Source organism: Halalkalibacillus halophilus DSM 18494 (genome assembly GCF_000423105.1).
Taxonomy (GTDB): Bacteria; Bacillota; Bacilli; order Bacillales; family Alkalibacillaceae; genus Halalkalibacillus; species Halalkalibacillus halophilus.
In genome coordinates this window covers 15,534-40,588 of sequence record NZ_AUHI01000016.1, presented here as the reverse complement: position 1 = coordinate 40,588, position 25,055 = coordinate 15,534, and the positions used below count along the sequence as shown (strand labels likewise).

The 25,055-nt window shown below is 39.6% G+C and carries 21 protein-coding genes and 2 pseudogenes; 5 read left to right on the top strand and 18 right to left on the bottom strand.

The window, feature by feature from the left end; genetic code table 11:
• Positions 1-57: 57 nt before the first annotated feature.
• Complete coding sequence (locus G532_RS0109995) at positions 58-1,191, bottom strand: aminotransferase class V-fold PLP-dependent enzyme (RefSeq protein WP_035512877.1); 1,134 nt, start codon at positions 1,189-1,191, stop codon at positions 58-60.
• 41 nt (positions 1,192-1,232) lie between these two features.
• Between G532_RS0109995 and G532_RS0109990 the strand changes: the two genes are divergently transcribed.
• Positions 1,233-1,922 (top strand): Crp/Fnr family transcriptional regulator, encoded by a 690-nt coding sequence (locus tag G532_RS0109990; RefSeq protein ID WP_027964690.1) that lies wholly within the window; start codon positions 1,233-1,235, stop codon positions 1,920-1,922.
• 45 nt (positions 1,923-1,967) lie between these two features.
• Here the strand turns inward: G532_RS0109990 and G532_RS15135 are convergent, their stop codons facing one another.
• Genes G532_RS15135 through nikC form a run of 10 tightly spaced genes read right to left on the bottom strand, consistent with a single transcriptional unit; the run spans position 1,968 to position 12,520 of the window.
• The gene (locus G532_RS15135; protein WP_051189140.1) at positions 1,968-2,447 is read right to left on the bottom strand and encodes a DUF3830 family protein; all 480 of its coding nucleotides are present in this window, start codon (positions 2,445-2,447) and stop codon (positions 1,968-1,970) included.
• A gap of 39 nt (positions 2,448-2,486) precedes the next feature.
• Positions 2,487-3,626, bottom strand: a complete 1,140-nt coding sequence (locus tag G532_RS0109980) for an NAD(P)/FAD-dependent oxidoreductase (protein ID WP_027964689.1) — start codon at positions 3,624-3,626, stop codon at positions 2,487-2,489.
• A gap of 16 nt (positions 3,627-3,642) precedes the next feature.
• Positions 3,643-4,815: a M24 family metallopeptidase gene (locus G532_RS0109975; protein ID WP_035512876.1), complete on the bottom strand. Its 1,173-nt coding sequence runs from the start codon at positions 4,813-4,815 to the stop codon at positions 3,643-3,645.
• A 14-nt stretch (positions 4,816-4,829) separates the two neighbouring features.
• Positions 4,830-6,098, bottom strand: coding sequence for a M20/M25/M40 family metallo-hydrolase (locus G532_RS0109970; protein ID WP_027964687.1), 1,269 nt, complete (start codon positions 6,096-6,098; stop codon positions 4,830-4,832).
• A 17-nt stretch (positions 6,099-6,115) separates the two neighbouring features.
• Positions 6,116-7,315, bottom strand: a complete 1,200-nt coding sequence (locus tag G532_RS0109965) for a M24 family metallopeptidase (protein WP_027964686.1) — start codon at positions 7,313-7,315, stop codon at positions 6,116-6,118.
• On the bottom strand, positions 7,296-8,615 hold the full coding sequence (locus G532_RS0109960) for a M20/M25/M40 family metallo-hydrolase (protein ID WP_027964685.1): 1,320 nt from the start codon (positions 8,613-8,615) through the stop codon (positions 7,296-7,298). Before G532_RS0109960 ends, G532_RS0109965 begins: the two co-directional genes overlap by 20 nt.
• Before the next feature lie 27 nt (positions 8,616-8,642).
• Positions 8,643-9,656 carry an ABC transporter ATP-binding protein gene (locus tag G532_RS0109955; RefSeq protein WP_027964684.1) on the bottom strand — a complete coding sequence of 338 codons (1,014 nt, stop codon included), beginning with the start codon at positions 9,654-9,656 and terminating at the stop codon, positions 8,643-8,645.
• Positions 9,634-10,656 carry an ABC transporter ATP-binding protein gene (locus tag G532_RS0109950; RefSeq protein ID WP_027964683.1) on the bottom strand — a complete coding sequence of 341 codons (1,023 nt, stop codon included), beginning with the start codon at positions 10,654-10,656 and terminating at the stop codon, positions 9,634-9,636. Before G532_RS0109950 ends, G532_RS0109955 begins: the two co-directional genes overlap by 23 nt.
• Positions 10,657-10,674: 18 nt before the next feature.
• A complete protein-coding gene (locus G532_RS0109945) occupies positions 10,675-11,595 on the bottom strand; it encodes an ABC transporter permease (RefSeq protein WP_027964682.1) in 921 nt (306 codons plus the stop codon).
• Between the two features lie 19 nt (positions 11,596-11,614).
• Positions 11,615-12,520, bottom strand: a complete 906-nt coding sequence (nikC, locus tag G532_RS0109940; RefSeq protein ID WP_027964681.1) for a nickel transporter permease — start codon at positions 12,518-12,520, stop codon at positions 11,615-11,617.
• A 350-nt stretch (positions 12,521-12,870) separates the two neighbouring features.
• Here nikC and G532_RS0109935 point away from each other — a divergent pair, with 350 nt between their 5' ends.
• Entirely contained in the window at positions 12,871-14,556 is a 1,686-nt protein-coding gene (locus G532_RS0109935) for a glutathione ABC transporter substrate-binding protein (RefSeq protein ID WP_027964680.1), read from the top strand.
• A 123-nt stretch (positions 14,557-14,679) separates the two neighbouring features.
• On the opposite strand, the gene G532_RS0109930 is transcribed toward G532_RS0109935, so the two are convergent.
• Genes G532_RS0109930 through G532_RS15645 form a run of 5 tightly spaced genes read right to left on the bottom strand, consistent with a single transcriptional unit; the run spans position 14,680 to position 21,186 of the window.
• Positions 14,680-16,365 (bottom strand): FAD-dependent oxidoreductase, encoded by a 1,686-nt coding sequence (locus G532_RS0109930; RefSeq protein ID WP_027964679.1) that lies wholly within the window; start codon positions 16,363-16,365, stop codon positions 14,680-14,682.
• A gap of 27 nt (positions 16,366-16,392) precedes the next feature.
• The gene (locus tag G532_RS0109925; protein WP_027964678.1) at positions 16,393-17,574 is read right to left on the bottom strand and encodes an NAD(P)/FAD-dependent oxidoreductase; all 1,182 of its coding nucleotides are present in this window, start codon (positions 17,572-17,574) and stop codon (positions 16,393-16,395) included.
• A 5-nt stretch (positions 17,575-17,579) separates the two neighbouring features.
• Positions 17,580-18,506, bottom strand: coding sequence for a dihydrodipicolinate synthase family protein (locus G532_RS0109920; RefSeq protein WP_035512874.1), 927 nt, complete (start codon positions 18,504-18,506; stop codon positions 17,580-17,582).
• 24 nt (positions 18,507-18,530) lie between these two features.
• Positions 18,531-19,796, bottom strand: a complete 1,266-nt coding sequence (locus G532_RS15130) for a M24 family metallopeptidase (protein ID WP_051189139.1) — start codon at positions 19,794-19,796, stop codon at positions 18,531-18,533.
• Between the two features lie 19 nt (positions 19,797-19,815).
• Positions 19,816-21,186 (bottom strand): Sapep family Mn(2+)-dependent dipeptidase, encoded by a 1,371-nt coding sequence (locus G532_RS15645; RefSeq protein WP_051189138.1) that lies wholly within the window; start codon positions 21,184-21,186, stop codon positions 19,816-19,818.
• A gap of 362 nt (positions 21,187-21,548) precedes the next feature.
• On the opposite strand from G532_RS15645, the pseudogene G532_RS16380 reads away from it, so the two are divergent.
• Positions 21,549-21,917, top strand: a pseudogene (locus G532_RS16380) (PAS domain-containing protein); the annotation flags it as partial.
• Between the two features lie 201 nt (positions 21,918-22,118).
• Positions 22,119-22,454, top strand: a pseudogene (locus tag G532_RS16375) (methyl-accepting chemotaxis protein); the annotation flags it as partial.
• Positions 22,455-22,529: 75 nt separating this feature from the next.
• Here the strand turns inward: G532_RS16375 and G532_RS0109900 are convergent.
• The gene (locus tag G532_RS0109900) at positions 22,530-23,393 is read right to left on the bottom strand and encodes a DMT family transporter (protein ID WP_027964675.1); all 864 of its coding nucleotides are present in this window, start codon (positions 23,391-23,393) and stop codon (positions 22,530-22,532) included.
• Positions 23,394-23,632: 239 nt separating this feature from the next.
• Here G532_RS0109900 and G532_RS0109895 point away from each other — a divergent pair, with 239 nt between their 5' ends.
• Positions 23,633-23,887 carry a hypothetical protein gene (locus tag G532_RS0109895; protein WP_027964674.1) on the top strand — a complete coding sequence of 85 codons (255 nt, stop codon included), beginning with the start codon at positions 23,633-23,635 and terminating at the stop codon, positions 23,885-23,887.
• A gap of 20 nt (positions 23,888-23,907) precedes the next feature.
• Here G532_RS0109895 and G532_RS0109890 read toward each other — a convergent pair whose 3' ends face one another.
• Positions 23,908-25,038: an MFS transporter gene (locus tag G532_RS0109890; RefSeq protein WP_245570134.1), complete on the bottom strand. Its 1,131-nt coding sequence runs from the start codon at positions 25,036-25,038 to the stop codon at positions 23,908-23,910.
• Positions 25,039-25,055: the final 17 nt, after the last annotated feature.

Sequence of the window (25,055 nt, the reverse complement as noted above, 5' to 3'; positions counted from 1 at the left end):
ACAACAATTAACAAAGCAGGAAGGCTCTCCTCCTGCTTTGTTGTGTTAATACAAATACTACAAAAGTTCCTTTAATCGATCTAATGCTTGCTCAATATCTTCTTTCGTATTATAAACATGGGGAGCAATACGAATCACATCTCTTCTTGCTGAAACAACGTATCCTTCCTTTTTCAGAGCTGTCTCTATTTCATCTGCATTCTCCACGTAAATAGCTGTAGTAGAACCTTTCTGATTTGAATCTTTTGGACTAGCAACCTCCATTCCTAATGACTCTGCATAATCAATAGTAAACTTAGACAACTCTTGAAGATATTTTTCTATATTCTCTACTCCAACATCTAAGATATAATCAAGAGCCGCTTCTGCAGCATACGCATTTGCAATAGGAGGTGTGCCGGTGTTAAATCGTTGCGTAGATTCAGCAAAACCAGTAGACTTTAAATCAAAAGCAAATGGATTCGATTGGCCAAACCAGCCTGTAGTTGCAGGAACTAGTTGTTCTGAAATCTCTTTATTAATATATAGAAATGTAATGCCCGGAATTCCCATTAAATACTTCTGTAACCCTGCAGTTAAAATATCAATCCCCATTTCTTTAACATTAATAGGGACGGATCCTGCAGATTGATAAGCATCGACAAAAAGTAAAGAATCATGTTGCTTTGCGATATCAGAAATCATTTTAAGGTCCTGTTTAAATCCGTTATAATAACTAATATGAGGGACACACGTTAACTTGGTATGATCAGTTATTTTAGATTCATAATCTTCTCTATTGATGACATGATTTGTGTGTGGAATAAATGTTACAGGGACATCATGTCTTAGCTTGTTGGATAAAGATATTTGACCGATACAAGGAAAATCAATTTCTGTTACACAGATCTCATCTTCTTCGTTAAAATTAAGAGAATTAACTACTGAGGAATACGCGTCTGATACGGAAGATAAAATAGCAACTTCTTCCGGTTCACAATGTATAAGCTCAGCAAATTTATTACGAGCCCCTTCCACTCGCTCAACCCAGTTCCCCCATTCCATTCCCTCATCGATTAGACTATACTTATAGGAATCCATCGCATCAATGACAGATTGAGGTGGAGCACTTTGAGAACAGCTAGATAACATAATTTTATTATTTAACGTAGGGAAGTTGCTTCTTTCAACTGGTAATTTTATTGTATTCATGTTAATCTTCCTTTCATAACTTTCGTATGGAGTGAATAAATATGAGCCACTTAGAGACTGATTTTAGCTTCATAAATCCTTGGTTAGAAAACCTGAACTATGATTGGAAATCGCTTTACGAATTAGGAACACCAATCAGCTTTCCTAAAAATGAGACAATCTTTAATCAAAACGACCCTGGAGACTTCATTTATATCGTAAAAAAAGGTCGAATCCGCCTTAGTTTGATTTCTCAAAATGGAGAAGAAAAGGCCCTTACTATTGTTGGAGTACATGGTTTGCTAGGTGAATGTAGCTTAAATAATGAGATGAAGTACTCCACCAATGCGATCAGTTCTTCTAAGTGTGATTTAGTAAAGGTGGAGCGTCAAACCTTTATGACCCACTTACACAAGCACCCTGAAACATATACCAGCTTGTTAGATTTAATTACTAAAAAATATCAGGTTCTCTGCATGCAATCTATGGAGCTCAGCTACGCGAAAGCTTTCACTCGCGTTTGCGCAACTTTTATCCACCTCGCTCGAGAGTATGGTGAATCCCAAAAGGAAAAAGAAGTTAAATTAACGATATCTTTTACACACCAGGAAATGGCTAATTTACTTGGAATCACTCGAGTGACTATTGCCAATAATATTAAATGGCTTTTAAACGAATCTTATATTAGAAAAGAGGGCAAGCATTATGTAATCACGGATATAGATGCCCTCATCGATCTTAGTTATTATTAATATGAAATCAGGCTGGGAGCATCCTTTATGTGCTCCCAGTCTTTTTTATTCCCCTCTACGTATAACCATGGGTTGTTGACCGTTTACATGGATGCTTTGCCCTACCTCTTGTAAACGGTCAAGCTCCTGCTTAGAATGGACCTGTGCCATCAAATGACCAGGCAACCAGCCCATTGGAAAGAAGGTTCTTGCATCTCTTCCATAAAAGACTCCTATATCAAATATTGGGACTGGAGCTCCTCCGAATCCGTATTCAGGCATAAAAGTGAACAGGATATCCCCAGGTAGAGGAAAGCAAGTTAAATTCTCAGGTTTCGGATCATACAAGAGATCTTTTGCCTTTCCATCTGGTGGTAGTTGTGCTGAAATTTCTTTCCCAGTATAAATCGCATGCTTTACCATCATTTCCACCGGTTCAGATATCACTTCCCAAAAGGCCTCGCATGTTTTAGGTGCTTTTTCAGTCAATAAATCGAATCGTATACTTTCGTTTGATTCTGGAAACTCAATAATGAAATAATTCATTTTACCTCTCCTTTAGCATTTTACATTTATTCCACCAAATTACACAACACTTGGTTCAAATAATAATTTATCTTCTTTAAAACGATTCATATGCAAGGAACGAATATCAATGGAAGGTTCTTTTCCATCGATAAGATCAGCAAGTGTTTCTCCAATAATCGGTGCCATCATGAATCCATGACCACTCATACCGACTGCTTGGTAGTATCCCTCCACACCATCTACATCTCCTAGAATCGCTTGGTGGTCCGGGGTACTATCATAGACTCCATCAGTATGCGTACGGAATTCAACTTGTTCAAGTGGAGGGAAGATTTCCATCCCCACTTCTGCTGCTTTCATTTTAAACTCAAAGGACGACAATTTCTTTTCGCTTTCCCCTAAGTAACTCATATACAATACTCCGTCAGAAAGTTGTTTGGCTGCAAAACCCTTTTCAAAGGAAATAAGTAATGGTTCGATTAATCTTTTTTCGATTCTATTCGTATATAAAATCCTACGAGTTTCAAACGATATCGGTAAATTTATACCAGCCGTTGCTGCTAATTCTTTGGAACCAAGACCAGCAGCATTTACAACAAAATCTGCATGAATCTCTCCCCTTTTTTTAGTTTGAACCCCAGTTACTCTTTGACCTTCCATTAAAACCTTCTTTACTTCATCATTTATGACAGTCGCACCGCGTCTTTTTGCTGCATCCGCAAAGCCTTGTGTGACATGGTAAGCATCATCCACAAACCCATCTGTCTTACAATAAGATGCTAGTTTAAAAGATTCTTGATCGATCCCGGGTACTATCTCAGCAGCTTGTTCAGGAGTTAAAAATTCGGTTGGAATTCCAAGTTTATTTTGGAGTTCTTTATTTTTCTTATAGTTTTCAATTGCCTCTTCGGAGTGGAAAGTGTACATATACCCCACACTACTGTAACCAATCGTTTCCTCTGGCTCTAAATGGGTATTAATGTTTTCATAGAATTGAACGGCTGCTTTTGCCATTCGACAATTAATTTCTGTACCCCATTGCTGGCGAATACCACCTGGACAAATACCCGTTATACCTGAAGCTACACCGCCCTTATCTATGAGGAGCAGTTTAGAATAGCCTAGTTTGCTTAAATGGTAAGCAATAGAAACTCCTACAATACCTGCACCTACTATAATTCCATCATATTTGGTCATTCCTGCACCTCCAACTTTAATCTATTAAAATAAGCTCATCTTGTCTTTTACTTAAGTAAGTAATTCCTTCATTTGTAATTACGACATTTTCTTCAACAATAAAATGGATTCCTTTTTCTCTTAAAAATACAGTGGGCTCAATTGTGAATACATTGCCTTTTTCAAGTAATTCATAAGGAGATTCTCCGTAACGTTTCCATTTCGGCCCTAACAACGCCCCACCATCATGCACATCTTGCCCAATTTGGTGCCCTGTTGCATGCTCAATTTCTGGGTAGCCATTAGTCAATAGATGCTCTCGTGCTGCTTGATCTACTTCATAACCTTTGATTCCAGGTTTTATCCGTTCAGCTGCTAGAGTAATTGCTTCATGAATCGTGTCAAAAGTTTGTTGAATAGGTTCTGGTGCTTGCGTTTCATTGTCTTTAAGGAAGTAGACAGTCCGTGCAATGTCGGATACATACCCGTCACAATCAACACTGAAATCAAAAATCACAAGCTCTCCCTTCTCCACTACCCGATCACTTGGTCCGCGATGTGCGATATTATCCTTCATAACAATCGGCATCGACAAGGTACGATCGATTCCATTTACAAGTGAACGTTCTTCTAGTGCTTCCACAAACAACTGGCCCATTTCTTTTTCTGTCATACCAGCTTGAATCTCTTTAAATACGCTTTCATATATATCATGGGTGATATCAATCGCTATCTTTATTTTTTCTATTTCCGCTTCCGTTTTTATACTTCTTAACTTATTCAAAAAAGGTTCTGCATCAAGATAAGTTCCCTCAAAAACCTCACTTAACGTACGTTTTAACCACATGAAACGACCGGCTGTCAGTCCGTCTGCGAGATGTTCATTTTTAGATTTATTAACTGCTATGGTTAGTGGTTTCCATTTTTCGATTAGGGGAACCAGTTCTTCTGCTAAACCATTTTGATAGGTAAGTACTTGATCAAATAGCTTTGATTCCCGCACATCTTGTGCATCTATCGAGCTCGTAATTGCTATTTTTTCTCCAGACTTTCTAAATAAAAATGCCCCTGGACCAACTGTTTTTACACCTGTTACTAAAGGCAAACAGGGATCACTTCCTTCGCTCGTATAAATTAACCAAGTATCTATATTTTCCTTAATTAAATATCGAACGGCCTGCTCCATCTTTTCTTTTTGCGTTTCATACATATTAGCCACCCCTTTTATTCACAAGCTCTAGCTACTACTCGGTCCATCCACATAGACCCAAATTCAAAAGAATCTATTTCAATTCTTTCATCCGTTTGATGTACTCTTTTCAGCACTTCTGTGAAACTAGTCATAGTAGGAGAAATTCCATAGATACAAGTCGCTTCTTTGGCAATAAAACGTCCATCCGTTCGTCCCAAAGCAGTAAATGGAATCCATTCACCATGAAATCCAAGCTCCTTTGCAACTTCTTCAAAGATTGGAACCATAGAATCCCGCGGTTGATTTTGATATCCAGGATGAAACGATATTATTTCCCACGAAACCTTATTACGATCTAACAAGCAATTAATGCTTTCTTCTAACTGTGAAGCGGTCATCTCAGGCAGCACTCGCAACTCTAAAGTGATTTCTGCTTGAGTGGGAAGCACATTGACACTATTTCCACCGACTTTGAACGGTGGAATTTTCATTGTTACATTTTTCATGTACTCTTTTAGTCGGCTTGCCAGCTCGTGTTCGCTTGTATGGTGACTTGATTCCAAGAAAGCATTCAATGAAGATTGATATCCAAACAAGTCCTGATTTTCCACGGAAGCTTCTAAGTGTTTCGCTAAGTAATTTATCGTCTCAATTAATTCAACAATGACAAACTCGTTTGGAGGAGCAGCTGCGTGTCCACCCTCCCGTTCAAATGATAATCGTAGGTTTGCTGAACCCTTTTCACTATTGGCATATAGCATATAGCTTTCATTCGTCAGATCATTATTCAGTAAAAATCCTCCACCTTCACTGAGTACTAATGCATCCGTGAATATATGATTCATCGCTTTAGATAAAAACTCCATTCCTTCTTTACTGCCGTTTTCTTCATCCGCTGTCACGATGAAATATATATCTCTTGTTCGATTCAATTGTTTAGAAGCTTTATAAAAAGCTTCGGCATGCATAGCAGTGAGCTGCTTGGTGTCGAGCGTTCCTCGACCCCAAATAGCTCCTTCTGCTTGTATGCCTTGAAATGGTGGGTAAGTCCATTCCTCATCATTAGTTGCCACTACATCCATATGTGAAAGTAAAATAAGGGGGGGTTCACATGATTCATGAGTCGTTTTTGTTATTTTAGCAACTAAGTTAGGGCGATGGTGAGGACTTTCGTAAATGTCATAATGAAGCCCTCTCTCGGTAAGCCATCTCCCAAGGACATCAATACCTACCCACTCATTCTGTTCATCGTTGACAGTTTTTGCTTGAACGAGTTGAATCAATAACTCTTTTGCTTCCATCTAGCACATCACCTCTTTTACGACGGTTTGATTAGTACAAGCTTTTGCTGTGGGCGACTTAATAATCTTGTACCCGCTTCTGTCATCACGACATTTTCTTCGACGAGCATACACGGAAGCCCGTCATCTTGTATGAGAGTTGGCTCGATAGCATAAACTTCTCCTACTTGAAGCTCACCTTCTACTTGTGGCCGCTTTGGTTTTTTTACTGGGCCTAAAATCGTGCCACCATCATGCGTATCTCTCCCTACTTGATGTCCCACTGAATGACGAATCGTTGGATAACCTGCGTCTTCAATCACCTGTCTTCCAACGGCATCCACTTCATAACCCTTCATACCAGGTTTCATAGAATCAATAGTTTTGTGAATAGCTTTAAATGCTGTATCAAAAGCATGTTGAATACTCTCTGGAGCTTGCGTTTCTCCTGGTTTCAAAAAGTAAATCGTGCGAGCAATATCGGAAACATAATTCACATATTTTAAGCTGAAATCAAAAATGACAATGTCACCTGGTTCCACAACAAAGTGACCCGGACGCCGGTGAGCAAGACCATTTCTTACACAGCAGACCATTGGAGAATCAAAGGAGTTACCAAGTCCATTTGATACACCTCGTTGCTTCATCTCTTTTACAAAAATCTCTCCCATTTCAATCTCTGTCATACCTGGCATCACTTGTTCAAATACCCTTTCATAGATCTCATCAGTTAATCTGACTGCTTCTTCAATCAACCCAATTTCCTTCGGTGACTTTATGCTACGAATTTGTTTTAATAAAGGTTCACTACTAAGCATAAGGTTCATGATTCGTTTTTCACCAATTACATCTTCAAGCCACTCGAGCAAACCGGCAGTAAGTCCATCGCATAAATGATCTGTTTCTGAATAATTTAAGGCCAGTCGTTCGATATCCAAAGAATCGAACAAAGATCTAAAGTCATCTTCCATATCTGACTCGTATTGAATAACTTTATTAAATAATCCTGTCTCCACATAACTGCCGTAGTCACTAGCTGATGTCAAAACTTGATGTGCTCCATCAGCACGGATAAAGACAGCAGCCAAATGAACGGACCTTACACTGATTAGCAATGGACAAGATGGGTCTGTGCCCTCACGTGTTAAGATGAGCCATGTATCGATGTCATGCGCTTTCATATACTGTACTGCTTGATCAAGCTTTTCTTTTGAAATTTCAGGATCGCCTAATTGCATCTTGCACCCCTCCTCCACTCATTTCTTGCACTATGTGAATCATTTGCTCCAAACCTAATGTAAAAGATCTAATTGAAATACGCTCATCGACCCCGTGAACACGTTGAATGACTTCATCAAATGGCATATCCACATCTGTTGGACAATAGCCATAAACATGTGCTCCTAAAGGGGCTATATGCCTTCCATCACTACTTCCAATAGATAAGTATGGTACGACTCGGTGTCCTGGTAGATTCTTTTGTAAGATGAATTCTAATGAATTTAATTGGTTTTGATCCACGGGGGTTTCATATCCTTGAGAAAAGGATAAAATCTCAAAGCTTCCGTCGATCTCCTGTAACGCTTTATCAAAGTGTTCTTTTAGTTGTTCGTAAGTTACTTTAGGGAGCGTTCGACAATCAATAATCGTTTCATACCCTCCTTCAGGTAGGTCAGTTTGTACGCCCGCCTTCAATTGTGTAAATGAAAAAGTTGTCCGTGTCATAGCACGCATCATACGTTCCAAATGGGAAGGTAAATGAGCTGCAATAAACTGGTCTGCATTCTCTACTTGAAACGACGTGTTTGTCGCTTCTGCGATAATCTCAAACATCAAACGAACCGTTTCAGGCAATGTATCGTTCGATATTCTTTGTATACGTTTCATCACTGTAGATAAGTCTGTTAATGCCTGATGATCGGGCATATAAGGGTTGGATGATTTGGATGGTTTCACCCGTACGCTTATACGAGCTACTCCTTTTTGTCCTAGTTCTACTAAATGAAAAGGTTGATTGTTCACAAGTACTGGAAAACCTCCCCCTTCATTAAGTACCGTTAAGTCTCGAAAAACATCAGGCTTTTTTTCTATGTAACGTAAAAGCCCTTCCTTGCTCCCCTGTTCTTCATCCGATGTCACAAGCATTTGAATTGGTAATTGAATTCCATTTCTCTTTAAATGAACCAATGTAAACAGATGGATCACCGTTAATTGCTTTGTATCAATAGTTCCTCTACCCCAAATCCATCCATCTTGGACCACCCCTGAAAAAGGCGGGTGAGTCCAAGCGCTTGTCTCCGCTGGAACTACGTCCACATGTGATAAAAGTAGAAGGTCTGAAGGGGTATCTTTTTTTAAAAAGATCTCCAAATTTCCTCTTTGGGGAGCAGTTTCCACTAATTGTGTCGACAACCCTTCTCGTTCAGCAATCGATTCTAAATAGCGTAACGCTTCCCATTCCGTTTTCGAAGGATTGCTCGTATCGATTTTTATGAGTTGTTGCAAAACAGCAACCGCTTCTTGTTGTAAGGATGTCATTTTGCCCTCCTCCTTTCACTAACAGATTTACACTCGCGCTTTGACCTTTTCAAAATCTATTTCGTTAATATAATGACATGCAGCTTGATGATTTTCTGTCATACCATCCGTCGTTCGTAATTGTGGGGTCTCTTCTTTACATAAGTCGGTTGCAAAGGGACAACGCGTATGAAAACGACAACCCTGCGGCGGATCAATTGGAGATGGTACATCCCCTTCTAGCAAGATGCGCTCACTTTTCTTTTTCGGGTTCGGAACAGGTATTGCTGATAGCAAAGCTTTGGTATATGGATGCTTAGGATTTTCGAAGATAGATTCATTGTCACCAATTTCAACTATTTTACCTAGATACATAACAATGATTCGGTCAGAAATATGTCGCACCACACCCAAATCATGAGAAATAAACAAATACGTAAGTTCCATCTCTTTTTGAAGTTTCTTCAGTAAATTCAATACTTGCGCTTGTATCGATACATCCAGAGCAGATACCGCTTCATCACAAACAATCAACTTCGGATCAACTGATAGAGCTCGAGCGATGCCTACTCGTTGACGTTGACCTCCGGAGAATTCATGTGGGAATAGGTCTGCTTGATGCCGTTGCAATCCAACTAATTCAAGTAACTCAAACATTCTAGCTTCCCGGTCCTGACGCTTCACATGTTTTTGAATATCCATTGACTCATATATAATTTGACGGACAGTTAATCTAGGATTCAAAGAAGCATAAGGGTCTTGAAAGATGATTTGCAAATCCTTTCGTGCCTTTTTCATGTCCTTTCGTTTTAGAGAAAGAAGATCGACACCGTTAAATTCAATCGTACCTTCCGTTGGCTCATCTAATCGCAAAATAGCTCGACCAGTTGTCGATTTCCCACACCCAGATTCACCGACTATAGAGACTGCCTCTCCTTTATTAATTTCAAAACTAATATCATCGACTGCTTTTACGTCATTAACTTTTCGCCCAAAGAATCCACCGCGAATCGGAAAGTATTGTTTTAGCCCGTTAATTTTAAGTAGTTGCGTTTGGTTCATAAACTTTCACTTCCTCTCCATCCCATTCATCTGTGTATATCCAACATCTTACTTCTTGACCATTTTCCTTCTTTTCAAGATCAGGCAACTTCTCCTGACAAAGCGCAGTAGCAAACGGACACCTAGGTGCAAATCGACAACCCTCTGGCATCTCGAATGGACTAGGTACCATCCCTTTAATCGGTGTCAACTCTTCCATTTTAATGTCATGACGCGGAAGGGAATTTAATAGGCCTACTGTGTAAGGGTGTTTCGGACTTTCAAACAACGTATCTACATCGGCATATTCAACAACTTTTCCCGCATACATTACCGCAACAAAATCACATGTTTCTGCCACTACACCTAAATCATGCGTAATGAGCATAACCGACATATGAAGTTCCGCCTGAAGTTCCTTGATTAGCTCTAATATTTGCGCTTGAATAGTCACATCTAAAGCAGTAGTTGGCTCATCTGCAATTAATAATTCAGGGTTACATGCAAGGGCAATAGCAATCATCACGCGCTGTCGCATACCACCAGATAATTCAAACGGATACTGTGTCAATCGCTTTTCTGGCGACGGAATTCCTACTAATTTTAATAAATCCAATGCTTTATGATTGGCCTCTTGTCTGATTAAATCCTCATGTATATGGAGAGTTTCTTTAATTTGTTTTCCCACAGAGTGGACAGGGTTTAGAGACGTCATCGGTTCTTGAAAGATCATCGAGATTTGATTTCCTCTGATCTTACGCATCTCAGACACTTTCTTCTTAACCAAATCTTCTCCTTTGAATAAAATTTCTCCGTCTACGATTTCTCCAGGTTCATCCACTAAACGTAGGACACTTAAAGCCGTGATACTTTTACCAGAACCCGATTCCCCGACTATGCCTAGCGTTTTACCCTTTGGAACAACGTAAGAAACACCATCTACTGCTTTGACTACACGATCTTTATCTAATGAAAAATATGTTTTTAAGTTTTTAATTTCTAAGATATTTTCAACAGTCATTTTGTTCACCTCTTCCTCCTAATCCAAATCAATTCGCTTATTAAGCAGTCGATAAGAGATATCAACTAAGAAGTTAACGAATACAAATAACGTGGCAATAATTAAAACCGATGCTTGAATCACTGGGAAATCACGTGATGCGATTCGATCTACAACTAACCTTCCAAGTCCATTAATTGCAAACACGGTCTCCGTTAAAACTGCTCCGCCTAGTAAATATCCGAACTGAAGTCCTACAACGGTAACTACTGGTATTAACGCATTTCGGAGGGCGTGACGGTATATAACAACTCTTTCCTTTGTGCCTTTAGCTCGAGCAGTCCGAATATAATCTTGTGAGATGACTTCAAGCATGCTAGAACGTGTCATTCTTGCTATAATTGCTGCTCCCGCCGTGCCTAATGCAATCACAGGTAGAATAACTTGCGAAGCACTTCCCCAGCCGGATGCAGGCACCCACATAAGCTGAACGGCAAACCATTGCATTAACATTAGCCCTAACCAAAAGTTCGGCATGGATAGTCCGAATAATGCTAGTAACATAATTCCAACGTCCGTGAATGAGTATCGACGTACAGCAGATATAACCCCTGCGATTATTCCAATAAATACACTTAAAATAGTACTGTAAACCGCCAGTTCAACGGTTACCCAAAATCTTGAGCCAATTTCGTCAGCTACTGGCATACCAGTTCTCCACGAAGTTCCAAAATCTAATCGAATGGCGTCCATAACGAAGTAAATGTATTGCATATGAAGTGGTTCATTCAGCCCTAACCGGTTTGCAACGTTGTCAATTGTCTCTTGACTCGCACCTTCTCCAGCTAATATTGCTGCTGGATTTCCGGGTGTAATATGTAGCATTAAAAAGACAAGCAGTGTGACTCCAAATAAAACAGGAATCAACTGAAGTAACCTACGTACAATAAATTTGAACATGTTTTCACCTTCCCCGTGATTATTTTGTCTTTGGATCTAAAGCATCTCGAATGCCATCTCCAAATAGATTAAAAGCTAGTACGGCTAAGACAATCGCGAGACCTGGAAATAATGCAATGTAGCCTGAATCATACATGTACCCTCTTCCATCGTTTAGCATCGCACCCCACTCAGGAGAAGGTGGTTGTGCTCCTAATCCAAGAAAGGAAAGTCCGCTTGCTGTTAATATTGCTGTTGCAATAGATAAAGTCGCTTGGACAATTAGTGGAGAAGTGACGTTTGGCAGGATATGTTTGAATATCAAGCGAAAATCACTAGCACCTAATGCACGAGATGCATCTACATATTCAAGCTCCTTGGTCGCTAATGTCGAGCCTCTTACAATACGAGCAAATGATGGAACTGAATATATCGCTACGGCATAAATCACATTAATAATACTTGGACCTAAAATGCTCACAATAGCTAATGCTAATAAAATTCCAGGGAACGCTAAAAGCACATCCATAATTCGCATAATCACCGCATCAATTTTCCCTCCGTAGTAACCAGACACAATTCCAATTACCACTCCTGCAACCCCACCAAAGATTACGGAAAGAAAACCTACAATTAATGTAATTTGAGCACCGTATATAATCCGAGAGAATATATCCCTACCGTTATGATCTGTGCCTAACCAAAATTCTGAGCTAGGTGGTTGAAGACGGACCGTATAATCTACGTCATTAATTCCATGGCTAAGAAAAAATGGGCCGATGGTGGCAATAATCATTAATAAAATAATGAGGTAACCCCCAACCAATGCAGCTCTATTTCTTTTCAACTTTCGATAAAATCCTTTTAAACTTCTCATCTTCGGGCTTGTTCGTAGCCGCATAAACGATGCCTCTGATTTCACTAACTTCTCATCTTGGTTAGCCATAAGTATTCCTCCAATAACTTAAACTTCATTCTCTTTTGAATTTTCAAAATTCTTTATTTAAAAAAATTCTACCACCCTCTTGTGAACGAAAACTATATAATTTTTTACAAACTCACATAAAGTTTTGTTTTTGTCTCAATTGTTGATATTTAAAAACTTATTAGGAAGAATAATTTCCTATATATATCAAAAGAAACGACACTGATTACTTGTAAAGACATTTTTAAGTTTGTAAAATTTTTTATAGTTTTATCTTTAGCAATCGCTTATATTGTTAATTAATCTCGCAATATTCAAATAATTTAAAACACTATTTGAGCGAAGGTTAAAAACTTTTAGGGGGTATTATAATGCGATCAAAGAATTTGGCATGGTTGCTGGCTCTTTTCCTTGTCCTTGCGATGTTTCTAGCGGCATGTGCTGGAGATGGCGAGCCGGAAGAATCAGAAGGATCAACAGATGATTCAGCTTCAGAGGAAGAAGACTCATCTTCTGAAGACGATGAGGCATCAGGTGAAGAGGATGACTCTTCTACGGAAGATGATGCAGCAAGTGAAGGGGACGGAGAGGAAAATGTAGTAATTGCTGTACCAGCTGAATTATCATCTTTATCAGCACACGGTTCGAATGATGTTCCATCTGGAAACGTTCGATCAAATATTTACGAAACTCTGATTACACTAGATGATGAAGGAAACCCTCAAGAAAACCTAGCTACTAACTGGGAACAACTTGATGAGACTACTTGGCAGTTTGAGATTCGTGAAGGTGTAACTTTCCATGACGGATCAGACTTAAATGCAGAAGTTGTTAAGATGAACTTCGACCGCTTATTAGATGAGGAGATCGGTTCTCAAGGGGCTTCTATCGTAAGTGCAATTGACACTGTAGAAGCTGTAGATGAGTATACACTCGAAGTAACTCTTCAGTATGCATTCTCGCCAATTCTTAACCACTTAGCTCATAATAATACGAGTATTATGTCTGGTGAAATTATTGAGGCAGATGCAGAAGCCGTTGAGTCGGGAGACGAAATTGATCAATACATCAACTCCAACCCAATCGGCACAGGACCATTCATGTTTGATACTTACACTCCAGGAGATCAAATCGTTCTTGCACGAAATGACGATTATTGGGGTGACGTAGCAGAAATAGAAACAATCACTTTCCGAACAATTCCTGAAACAAGTACTCGTTTAGCAGAGCTTGAAACAGGAGCAGTACACATTGCAGACGCAATTGAACCAGACAATATTGATCGTGTATCTGAAATGGACGGAACTTCTGTCTTACAAGAAAGTTCAACATCCTTAAACTTTATTGCCTTTAATACACAGGTAGAGCCACTGAATGATGAGCGAGTTCGACGTGCGATTTCATTAGCTATTGATCAATCTCAGATCATTGATGGTATATACGATGGAACTAGTATTCCAGCTACCGGTCCAATTCCTCCTGGTGTACTAGGACATGATGAAGATATAGAAGGACTTGGTTATGACCTAGAAGAAGCTCAATCATTATTAGAAGAGGCTGGTTATGGAGATGGATTTGAAATCAGCTTGAAAACAAATAGTGATAACCCACAGCGTATGAACATGGCAACCTATGCTGAAAGTGCACTATCTGAACTTAATATCACTGTAAACATTGAAGGAATGGAGTTTGGAGCATTTATCGAGGATGCTGCAGAAGGTCAAACGGAAATGTTTATACTTGGGTGGTCGACACCGACAATGGACGGAGACTACTCTACACACTTACTCTTCCACTCTGATAACCACGGAATGCCGGGTAACATGACATTCTTTGATGATCCAGAAGTAGATGAGATTTTAGATGAAGCTCGACGAGAAGCAGATCTAGATACACGTATGGAACTATATTCGGAAGCATCCGAAATGTTAATTCAAAAAGCACCAATGGTATTTGTGAACCATACAGAATATCTTTTAGGTGTTAGTGATTCGATCGAAGGATTCGGCGTTGCACCGAACGGTATTTACCAATTTAACGATGTAACAGTTGAATAAGTCTTCTCTTCATTCTCGCACTTGGTTTAATACCAAGTGCGAGAATTTTTTATTTTCTAAATTAAAAAAGCATAGCACCCCTCCTCAAAAGGCGTACCACACTTTAATTTGGACTATTTAATTTTAGAGATTTCGAATGGTGATGGCTTTAACCGGAGATTGCCCTTTAAAGTACGTATCCTTTGGTGCTTTTCCTAGAATCTCCTTAGTTAAACGATACAGACTCTCCTCACAATACTTTCCTTGGCATAACCCCATGCCGCAACGCGTTTCAAGCTTAATTGTATTGAGTTCATTAGGTGAAGCATCTTTGTTCATCGTTTCTTTAATATCCTTAACTGAAATATTTTCACATCTACATACGATTTGAGCATCATTAAAAGTAGTTAGCTCATCCTTCTTCCAAGCAACTAACTCTAAATCGGTTAATACACCCGCAAAACGATCCCATTTTCGTTTTTCCTTTTCCTTTAAATGCAGTTGCCGCTTCTTATTTGCTCCTTCAGTTTGACTCCACCTTCCCCCCAGCAATCGACCATCTGCTTCCGAACGTTCCGCACCACCAACCTTCGTCAACTCACCTACAGCATAGACGCCTTTGACGGACGTTTGTTGATAGGAATCCACAACCACATGCCTACTCCCATGTGATGTCCGTTCCAACCTACAACCCAATTGTTTAGCTAAATCTAATACCGGGGTAAATCCATAACACATTCCTACCAAGTCGCAGGCAATTGTTTTTTGTTGATTACTAGACTTATTTCCGGGCCTAATCTTCACCACTTCTACTTTCCCCTCGCCAATAATTTCTTGAGGAACAGTATCGAACCATATAGGTACATGATTTTTATGTAAAGTCCTCAAAGCTCCAAAAAGTTCATGCAACTTAGAACGATGTTTTACCATCACGCTCCCATGCTTCGATAACTTGATAAGATCTTTATAAGAGGGAGCGACTGCAATTCCTTTCACTTCCACTCCTGCATCAACAAGCATTTTCGCCACAACAAAAAGAAATGGATGGCTACCAGCAAGAAATACGGATAGACCTGGAAGGTACATTTGTGTTTTTAAAGAAACCTGAATCCCACCTGCGCTCATTACCCCTGGTAGAGTCCACCCTTTCATAGGAATCAATCGATCATAAGCTCCCGTTGCCAATACAACCCGGCGAGCAAGAATCGTTTGATAGTTTTCCATGAATAGACGAAAATAAGCATATTGTTCAGGATCCGATGTAATTTGGTCTGTTTCTGTATAAGCATGGATGGACCAAACTGCATGGCCATAGCAATGATCGATTGATTCATGCTGTTCTACTTTAGAGACTAGAGGATTTACCTCCCCTCGCTTCTCAAAAGGTTGCCGATAAATTTGTCCTCCCGCTTGCTTTTGTTCATCGATCAAAATAACGGATTGATGAGAAGCAGACAGTTCATCAGCTACGCCCATCCCAGCAGGACCTGCACCAATAATTGCAACATCATAGCTTGCTTCTACCTCTGATGATTCCGGTGCCTTCCCCTCTGAAACTACATTAGTGCCCGTTTCCATCATGACCGAACTAGTTGTTATATGCATCCCTTCTTCAACATCGATCATACACCCCCGAACACGACCTTTTTTATAGATATGAACGGTGCAATCAAAACAAACACCCATCTGGCAGACAGGTGCCCGCGCCTCTTCATCTTCGGTTTGCCGATAAGAGGATATACCTTTTGCATACATAATTGCAGTGGAAACAGTAATATAAGCGGGAATTTCATACATCTCTCCATTAATTGTTATATGAACAGCTTCCATCTCACCCCTCCTTACTATCATATATAACTAGCGCATAAATAAATTTAAATGAGCTAACTTTTCTGGAGAAAACGATCCAATATCAAATTCAGATTCCCCCTCTGTAATTAGATCAGAAATAATCTGACCATACAGTGGACCAAACGTGAACCCCGAACCACCTACAGCGATATATACACCTTTTCTCTCTGGAAGTTCTCCAATTAAAGGTAACTGATCGTGTGTAATGCCAGTTACCCCAGCCCAACTCCTTATTAACCTCAAATCATTAACACCCGGCACAATACTTGACGCTAGTCGCACATTTTCTTTTACCAATCTAGGATCAATTAGAGGTGGTAAGTCAAAACAAATTTTACCTTTTTTCTTTTGAAAATAAGACTGCCATCCCCCTCCAACTAATATATTTCCATCTCGAACTTGTTTCATGGTTAAACGTTTTCCGACATGTTGCACCATATGATGAAGAAAGGGAGGTGATTTTTCTACCACGTTCATCAGTAGTGGAACTGGGTAAACAGGAATATGTAACCCGAGCATCAAGCCAATTTCCTGAGTCCAAGCTCCAGCAGTAATTACAACATTTTCTGCAATAACACGTTTCCCAGAGACTAACTCCACCACCCACCTTCCAGATCCTTTTTCAATCGAACGAACACTTGAATTAATATGAACATTCGCCCCTTTTTCGATTGCTTTTCTTGCAAAGGCAGGTGTTACTTGGCGTGGATTTGCATGACCTTCTTCCGGGCAAAAGGCAGACCCAATCACTTTCTCTGATAAATAAGGTGCGAGATTATGAGTTTCATAGGATGAAAGAAGCTCTGTGTTTAACCCTAGCTTCTTCTCTAATTCAAACTTTTTCGTTAAAACTTTCCATTCTTCAGCTGTTTCTGCAACCATCAATCCCCCATGCTGCACCACTTCTAAATCTAAACCTAGCTCTGACTCTAAATGACGCCATTTTGTTTCAGAGGCTATAGAAAGCGGAATCAGTTGAGAAAGTTCATGTTGCAGTTGCTCCCAAAATGCAATCATTCGATACTCCAGTTGAAAATGTAAACTCCCTGCGTTTTGTCCAGATGATTGGCGGTTAAGCTGCCCACGTTCTACAAGAGTTACCTCTCGCCCCTTTTCAGCTAAATAATAACTTGTCGCAGCCCCGACTAAGCCACCACCAATAACAATAGTCTCTGTATACTGGTTCACGTTCCTCACCCTTTTACACTAATTGAAACCTGACTCATAACTTTCCGCACTTCATTTACTTCCTCAGGAGATAGATCTAATAAAGGACTGCGGACATGTCCCCCTGGTAATCCTTGTATATTTAAAGCAGTCTTTAGAATCGCTTGTTGGGAACCAAACGATACGGAAAAATCCGAATTAAAAAAATGTTTAAATAACAACTGATCCTTCTCCCCACACAAAATCGCTTTCTCCGCTTCTCCATTCCAAACGTGGTTAAAGAAATCGGGGTGAACACGTCCTAATACTGCCCCTGCCCCCATCAACCCATCTGCTTTATGTCGTTCGATCAAGCTTATTCCGAATGCATTCATTGGTACGCCAAAGTAGCGTACATCTTCTCCGACCTCAAGCAATGCTTGGATAAATTCTCCTCCTTGAGGTGTTGAATTTTTTATCGCAACCACATTTTGAAGAGTGGTTAACCGTTTGAGAAGCTTTGGGTTCATATCTATCTGAGTTCCACGAGGCCAGTTATAAACACAGATTGGGAAATCTATTGAGTTACTAATATCTTGATAATGACGAAAAACTTCTTCCTCATTCGGCACCATGTATGGAGGCGGCGCAATTAATGCACCTTGCAAACCTGATTCTTTTGCCCACTGTACATACTTCGTCACCTGCTTAGCTGTATAACCCGTACACCCAGCAATTACAGGAATACTTCCTCCAACAACACGACCAACAAACATAAAAACATCTTGAATTTCTTGATCTGTTAGGCTAAACCACTCTCCTGTTGTGCCGTTGATCACAAGTCCATGCATTCCTTCTTCTACAAGCCAATTCAATAACGTTTCATAAGCTTGCCAATCAATTTGTTCCTCAGCATCAAACGGCAAGGTAATTGCTGGGATGTACCCCTTCCAATCAACTGAATACTTATCCATCATTTATTCCCCCACTCCATATTCTCATCGAATCAGATAAAAATTTTCTTGCATTGGAGCTAGATAAACTACTTCATTCTCATATACGGCTACTGGTTGTTCCAAAAACGCATAGGTTTCTTGACCCCACTCTGGAACATAATCTTTCACATTAAACTCAAGTGCATAGGCAGACTGATTCACCACACGGAACTCCCCCTTATGTGGAATCCTTTCTTGACGATCAAACATTCCAATTGTAGGTCCAGATTCATGACAGTGAACACCAATCGGGTGCGAATATAGCATCGCTTGTATATTTTCTGCTTTCGCCCGGTCAATACTTTTTTCGAAGATATCATTGCCAGAACGGCCCGGCTTGATTTCTTCCATTACATAATCTGCAAATTTTTTCCCTTTTAATAAAAGAGCTTTAAGTCCTTCTGGTGCATCAGATTGATCCGGACGCAACACGTATCCAAGCTGCTGCATATCTGTTGATAATCCTAAATAAGTTAATCCAAGGTCACTATGAACAATGTCCCCAGGTTGAATTGTCGTACCGCTTAATCGATCTACTTTTTCTCCTTGACGTTGCACATCGATAGTTGGATAAAAAGACGTTTCCAACCCTAAGTCCAATACCTTTTGACGCATCCATTTCACTACCTCCTCACAGGTGGTAACCCCTGGTACAATTACTTCATTAGATAATGCTTGTCGAGTAATTAGTTGCGTTAAATCCGTCAAATAAGGGTACACTTTCATCTCTTGCTCACTTCTTTTCAAATACCAGTGCACCACTGCAGCTTCTGAACTACAAAAACGAGAAGTATATGGTTCGCCTAAAACATCAGATAATTTCCAAAAAAGAGAACTAGTTAGCCCGTCAGCAACAGGTACGTGTTCGGATTGGTTAAGAGCAATGGTTTCTGGATTTAATCTTTCAATCAGATTTTTCAAACACTCCCATTCTGTCTCTTTTTTTCGATCCCAGATAGAACTATAGTAATTCTCAATAGTTGGAATTGGTAGTCCAATCCAATAGCGCGTAAGGACCTCTGACTCTAAATGAAACACTATCATCCCAATTCTTCTTGTTTCATCGTGTTTCGATGGTGTCAAAGTTCGTGTTATTGGATCTTCGTTATATTCCCGACTAACAATAATCCAACAGTTAAGTTCCGCTTTGATCATCGCTTCCTTAATAATCGCGTTTAACCGTTCTGCTAACAATTCATCTTGAAGCTGGTCACGTTTTTCTAGAGGAAGGATTGCCTTTGTTCGATCTACTAGATTTCGTTGAACCATTTCTTTCACTCCTTCTTTTTTACGGGGTGATTTCCCCTTTTGCTATTTTTTCTATCGCTTGTTCATATACATGAAGCCATTCTTTCATTACTGAGAGCTTCACATGTTCATCAACTGCATGTGCGTTTAAAGGCTCCCCTGGAAACAGTGCACCAAATGCAACTACCCGGTCAGGATAAGCTCTCGCATAGGTACCTCCAGAAATAGACTTCGGCTCATCCTTTCGACCAGTAGCTTGCTCATACAAGGTCATAAGCGAGTGAATAAACGAATCTTCTTTATCAAAATTGATAGGGGGCTTATGATCAATTGTTTTAACTTCATAACCATGATCCAAAAGCTTACGATGGATGAATTTTTCAATAGGGGACGAATTTGCAGAAGAAGGGTACCGTATATTTAACGTAAGAGTTAATATACCACCGTCAAAACGCATCTTTGTCGTTTGCATCGTTAGTTCTCCAGATTCTTCATCTTCTAACTCTATCCCTAGCTCTTTACCAGACTCCTCAGAAAATAGATTACAGACGGATATAAGCGCTTTCGAAGCTTGAGGATCTAATTGAGTTAAGCTATGTGATACTGCCCGTAACATATCAAAAATAACAGCTTCTCGGTCCGCTTCCGAATTCGTCTGAAGTGCAAGCGCCCACTCACCGGTGGTTGTTGGGGCGTAGACATGTTCCACACGTTCTTCTAGAATACGTGATGTGTTTACTCGTTCTTTTAATATCAATCTCCCACTTGCTTGAGTAGGTTTTACATTTTGAGCCTTGCCAGCATGAAGTTGTAGTTGATGACCAGCTCCTGCAAGTGGAAGAGAAACTTCTAACACAAGAATCCCTTTTTCGCTATACGTTACCGGAAAATATCCATCCGGAGTAAATCCGAGTGTAGGAGGTGACTCTTTCTCTTTATACGTCTTGATACAATCCATCCCACTTTCCTCATCTCCACCGACAACTATTCGAATTCGACGCTCTGGCACAAATCCTTTTTGCTTCAGGGCGGCAAGCGCATACAAAACAGCAAGAGCTGGTCCTTTGTCATCCAATGTTCCCCGACCATAAAAATTCCCATCATGCTCCGTTGCAGAAAATGGTGAAAACATCCAACTCGCTTCATCTTCAGCTGGTACTACATCAACGTGCACGAATATAGCAAGCTCCTCTTCTCCTTCTCCAAATTCAATAACCCCAACCTTGTGATCTAGCTCGTAAGCCTGGAAGCCAAACCGTTCAGCTAACTGAAGAAAATAACATAATGCTCGACTTACCTCTTTCCCATACGGAGCACCTAAGCTTGGTTCCCCTTTTACACTCGGGATCCGAATAAGATTCTTTAAATCACTAAGATATGCTTCAAACGTTGATTCGTTTACACTTCCCAAAGACTACTTCACCCCTTCTAATCTATATATCGCTATCTATAACGTAAGCATCCCATGAAAATCCAACTTTGAATATAAAATTTTTAACTATTCCGTCTTTTTATTTAAAAATTCTTTTAGACTATGGAAAAGAAAAAGCTACCTTTTATCCGTCTCTAAATAAAAGGTAGCTTCCATTCTAATTCGATATTTCTTAATCTTTAGAACTTCTCTGCAGATTTTGTCGAATAATACGCGCTTATACTTTGACACGCTAAAGAGTTAACTGTACGATAAATTTTAATAGAACATAGGTAAAAATACTGATTTATTATCAGCATTTCATAAAAGTTCATTCCACATGAACAACGGGAGAGATCATTGTGATAACTATTCAAAGTCCTACCAACGACGAAGCAATTGTACGCTCTATTCAGGGAAACTTAGCAGTAATTGAATTTAATAAGGAAAAAGAAGTAGTTTATGTAAACGAGGCTTTTGCGACCACAATGGGGTACAAACCAGAAGAAATGATTGGCATGCGCCATCAAATGTTTTGTTTTGATGAATTTGTTCAATCATATGCTTACGAAACCATGTGGCGCGAATTGTTTAGAGGGAAGAACTTTCAAGATAAAATTGAACGAAAAGACGCTAATAACAATCAGATTGTATTAGAAGCGACGTATATGCCGATCTTGGATGAGCGAAACAAAGTAACAGGCGTAATGAAGACTGCTGTAGATATTACGAAACGGGAGTCCTCCTTAAAAGAAATTATCGAAGACTTCCAAAAGGCCTCCCACACTTTAGACACCCAGTCCAGTAACGGTATTGACCGTAGCCAAGTCCTTATGGATAAAATTAATGCCGTCGAACAAAATACGATTCAAAACACAGAAGTACTATCCGGTTTAGAAACAAAATCCAAAGAAATTCAAGGATTTTTAAAGACCATCCGTGACATCTCCAAACAAACAAACTTACTTGCTCTGAACGCTGCCATCGAAGCTGCACGAGCAGGAGAACACGGACGAGGATTCAGTGTCGTTGCAGATGAAGTTAGAAAGCTATCCTCCTCAGTTGAAAAATCCACCGTAGACATTCGCACCAGTATCGAAGGCATGATGACAGAAATTGATAACATGAAACAAGGAACATCTGACGCAAATCAAAAGACTTCAGAGATCGTAACAGAAGCCAACTCTACAGTGGAGAGCTTCCATACAGTGGACCGGCTCGCACAAGAGATCTCTGCTAAATCCGATGAGCTAAGGAATATAACATAAAAAAAAGAAACCTAAACAGATAAAGTAGAGATACCTCTACCCAGTCAGTTAGGTTTCTTTTCACTTGTTTAATAATTAATCTTTCACACTCAACCAAGTAACCGTGACTAAGATTATAGCCATCCCCATAAGCTGAATCAGATTCAAATGGTCTCCAAGAAGCAAAAGACCGAATAAGGAAGCAGTTACCGGCTCCACCATAGCAACCATCGAAGCTGTGGACGGTGGAGTGCGTCTTAAACCAATTATATAGATGATAAAGGAAACACCAGAACCTATAATCCCGATAAGGATAAACCAACCTAAGTCGCTTGATGTCAGCACACTAGCCGCTTCTCCTCTATCTATAAATAGAAATAGAATAACACAAAATACGAAAAAGGCGACCACCAAAGTAGGTTGCTTCTTCCCTATTGCAGCAGCATTTGTGAATCCAAAAATAAATAAAGCATAGGAAATCCCAGCCCCAATACCTGCAGCAATCCCTAAGAAACTCACAGAGATATCACTCGGATTATATGCACCGGTGAGTAACACAATTCCTAATAGCACAAAGAAGATACAGCCCCACTTAAACCAATTAGAGTACTCCAACCCTAATAAAAAGGAGAATAATAATACGAATACAGGTGCGGTATACATTAAAGTAGCCCCAACAGCCACACTGGAAGCTTCAATACTTAGAAAATATAATGTGAAATTCCCTGCTACACCAACACCCGCCAAAACTGCCCATATATAAAAACGAGACGAGTGCATCAAATTATGCTTAAAACGATATATAAACCATCCAAAAAAGACGATAAAACCTATCGCTCCACGGTAAAAGGAAATGACAATTGGATCCCAGCCCTTATTCATTAAAATATCTGCAATTCCCCCTGTAATCCCCCAGCAAACGGCTGCTAATATCACTAAAAACACACCTGTATATTTCATCTTGAGCCTCCTCAAAAACGTAATTTATATGAACTTCTCTCAAGCTCAAATAACTATTTATTAAAACCATAATCTTACACTTAAATAGAGATATACCTTTATTATTTTTAAAGTAAACATGAGATCATATCACTCACAAGTTGAAAAGAAAGGTAAATATTGCTAATATAAAAATAATTTAGATACAATAAGATTCTCTCCGGTCAATTAGCAAATTTGATAATCAAAGGAGACTAATTATGGATAAGAAAGAATTAAAAGAAATGATTCATTCGAACAATTTCAGTGAATTTAATGCGATTCTTAAAAACTCAAAGTGGAGGGGTGCTTATACTGCGATTTTGACGATTTTCTTTATGATTATCATTGAACTAGTCACTGGCTCTCCAAATATCTTTAGAATACTTGGATATTTAACCGGTGGTGTGATCGCGCTTAGTGCACACCTGTTATATATTAAATATCGAAAGTCGAAGAACAGCACCAATCAATAAAATTTCCACCCTACTAGTTATTACATCCTTGGCCCTTTCACTATAGCCATCAACCCAATAATTCCGAACACCACAAAAGTCGTAGCGTATCCCAAAAGCCCAATCATCAAACCCGCAATTAAAGAACCTATTATTTGCCCTAACGACATCAGTAAAAATGGAACTCCTATACCTAAAGAAGCATTCACAATAAATATACGAATGCCCCAAATAATAAGCACTCCAGATAAAAAGATATAAGAGGAACCAAAAAGCCCAGCCGAAAGATAGGAAAGCCACATATTTTCAGGAGCAACAGCTAATAGAATGGAAGCAGAAGCAATCGCAAGTCCGCCTAATCTATAAGAAGTAGAAACACCAAATTTATCAATTAAAAAACCAGAAAACCCACCTAAAACCCCAAATACACCAATAACGACCCAAAAACCAGATAAGATCCAATCACTATATACACCCGCTATTTCTATATACGATCTAGAAAATGTCCAAAAACCAGCTGAAGATATACCTACCATTAAGGAAGCTAAAATAACTGGAACAGAGCCAGGTACACCACGAATCGTGAGTCGTCCTTGATTGAACATCAGCTTTGTATCAGAATTCATTTTAGGAATGACTTTATAATTCCATAGTAATATGAACAACGTCAGCACTGCGTAGATTGAATAAGTGAACCGCCAATTTGGAGCTAAAAGAATCGCACCCACACCGGATAAGGCAATCCCAATGCTTGTGCCTGAATTAATCCATGAATTAGCTTTACCTTGCACTTTCTCCTTAATCCATAGAGAGATCGCTGCTCCATATGGAGGTGAGATCAAGCCTGCACTACCACCCGCAAATAAAACACCGAGCGCCAAGACCCATGCATTTGGAGAACTCGCCATGAGCAAAAGCCCGATCAAAGCAGAGACACCCGCAAATATTATCATCTTCCTTGGTCCTTCTCTAGCTGTAACAACAGTCGAAACAACAATCGTCACGCAATATGCTAAATAAAATAAAGAAGAGACTAATCCCGAGATGAATTCAGACATATGAAGCGACTGATTGATGTCTAGAAGCAATAAACCAAAACTAAAGCGAGCCAATCCATACGTTACTGCAATCATCATTATTCCAGGTAAAACCAAACGCGAAAACTTCATCATAACCCCACCCTCCATCT

What these genes read in the sequence shown, in the direction of transcription:
- G532_RS0109995 (WP_035512877.1), bottom strand. Translation starts at nt 1,191, where the DNA reads ATGAATACAATAAAATTACCAGTTGAAAGAAGCAACTTCCCTACGTTA.
- G532_RS0109990 (WP_027964690.1), top strand. Translation starts at nt 1,233, where the DNA reads ATGAGCCACTTAGAGACTGATTTTAGCTTCATAAATCCTTGGTTAGAA.
- G532_RS15135 (WP_051189140.1), bottom strand. Translation starts at nt 2,447, where the DNA reads ATGAATTATTTCATTATTGAGTTTCCAGAATCAAACGAAAGTATACGA.
- G532_RS0109980 (WP_027964689.1), bottom strand. Translation starts at nt 3,626, where the DNA reads ATGACCAAATATGATGGAATTATAGTAGGTGCAGGTATTGTAGGAGTT.
- G532_RS0109975 (WP_035512876.1), bottom strand. Translation starts at nt 4,815, where the DNA reads ATGTATGAAACGCAAAAAGAAAAGATGGAGCAGGCCGTTCGATATTTA.
- G532_RS0109970 (WP_027964687.1), bottom strand. Translation starts at nt 6,098, where the DNA reads ATGGAAGCAAAAGAGTTATTGATTCAACTCGTTCAAGCAAAAACTGTC.
- G532_RS0109965 (WP_027964686.1), bottom strand. Translation starts at nt 7,315, where the DNA reads ATGCAATTAGGCGATCCTGAAATTTCAAAAGAAAAGCTTGATCAAGCA.
- G532_RS0109960 (WP_027964685.1), bottom strand. Translation starts at nt 8,615, where the DNA reads ATGACATCCTTACAACAAGAAGCGGTTGCTGTTTTGCAACAACTCATA.
- G532_RS0109955 (WP_027964684.1), bottom strand. Translation starts at nt 9,656, where the DNA reads ATGAACCAAACGCAACTACTTAAAATTAACGGGCTAAAACAATACTTT.
- G532_RS0109950 (WP_027964683.1), bottom strand. Translation starts at nt 10,656, where the DNA reads ATGACTGTTGAAAATATCTTAGAAATTAAAAACTTAAAAACATATTTT.
- G532_RS0109945 (WP_027964682.1), bottom strand. Translation starts at nt 11,595, where the DNA reads ATGTTCAAATTTATTGTACGTAGGTTACTTCAGTTGATTCCTGTTTTA.
- nikC (WP_027964681.1), bottom strand. Translation starts at nt 12,520, where the DNA reads ATGGCTAACCAAGATGAGAAGTTAGTGAAATCAGAGGCATCGTTTATG.
- G532_RS0109935 (WP_027964680.1), top strand. Translation starts at nt 12,871, where the DNA reads ATGCGATCAAAGAATTTGGCATGGTTGCTGGCTCTTTTCCTTGTCCTT.
- G532_RS0109930 (WP_027964679.1), bottom strand. Translation starts at nt 16,365, where the DNA reads ATGGAAGCTGTTCATATAACAATTAATGGAGAGATGTATGAAATTCCC.
- G532_RS0109920 (WP_035512874.1), bottom strand. Translation starts at nt 18,506, where the DNA reads ATGGATAAGTATTCAGTTGATTGGAAGGGGTACATCCCAGCAATTACC.
- G532_RS15130 (WP_051189139.1), bottom strand. Translation starts at nt 19,796, where the DNA reads ATGGTTCAACGAAATCTAGTAGATCGAACAAAGGCAATCCTTCCTCTA.
- G532_RS0109900 (WP_027964675.1), bottom strand. Translation starts at nt 23,393, where the DNA reads ATGAAATATACAGGTGTGTTTTTAGTGATATTAGCAGCCGTTTGCTGG.
- G532_RS0109895 (WP_027964674.1), top strand. Translation starts at nt 23,633, where the DNA reads ATGGATAAGAAAGAATTAAAAGAAATGATTCATTCGAACAATTTCAGT.
- G532_RS0109890 (WP_245570134.1), bottom strand. Translation starts at nt 25,038, where the DNA reads ATGATGAAGTTTTCGCGTTTGGTTTTACCTGGAATAATGATGATTGCA.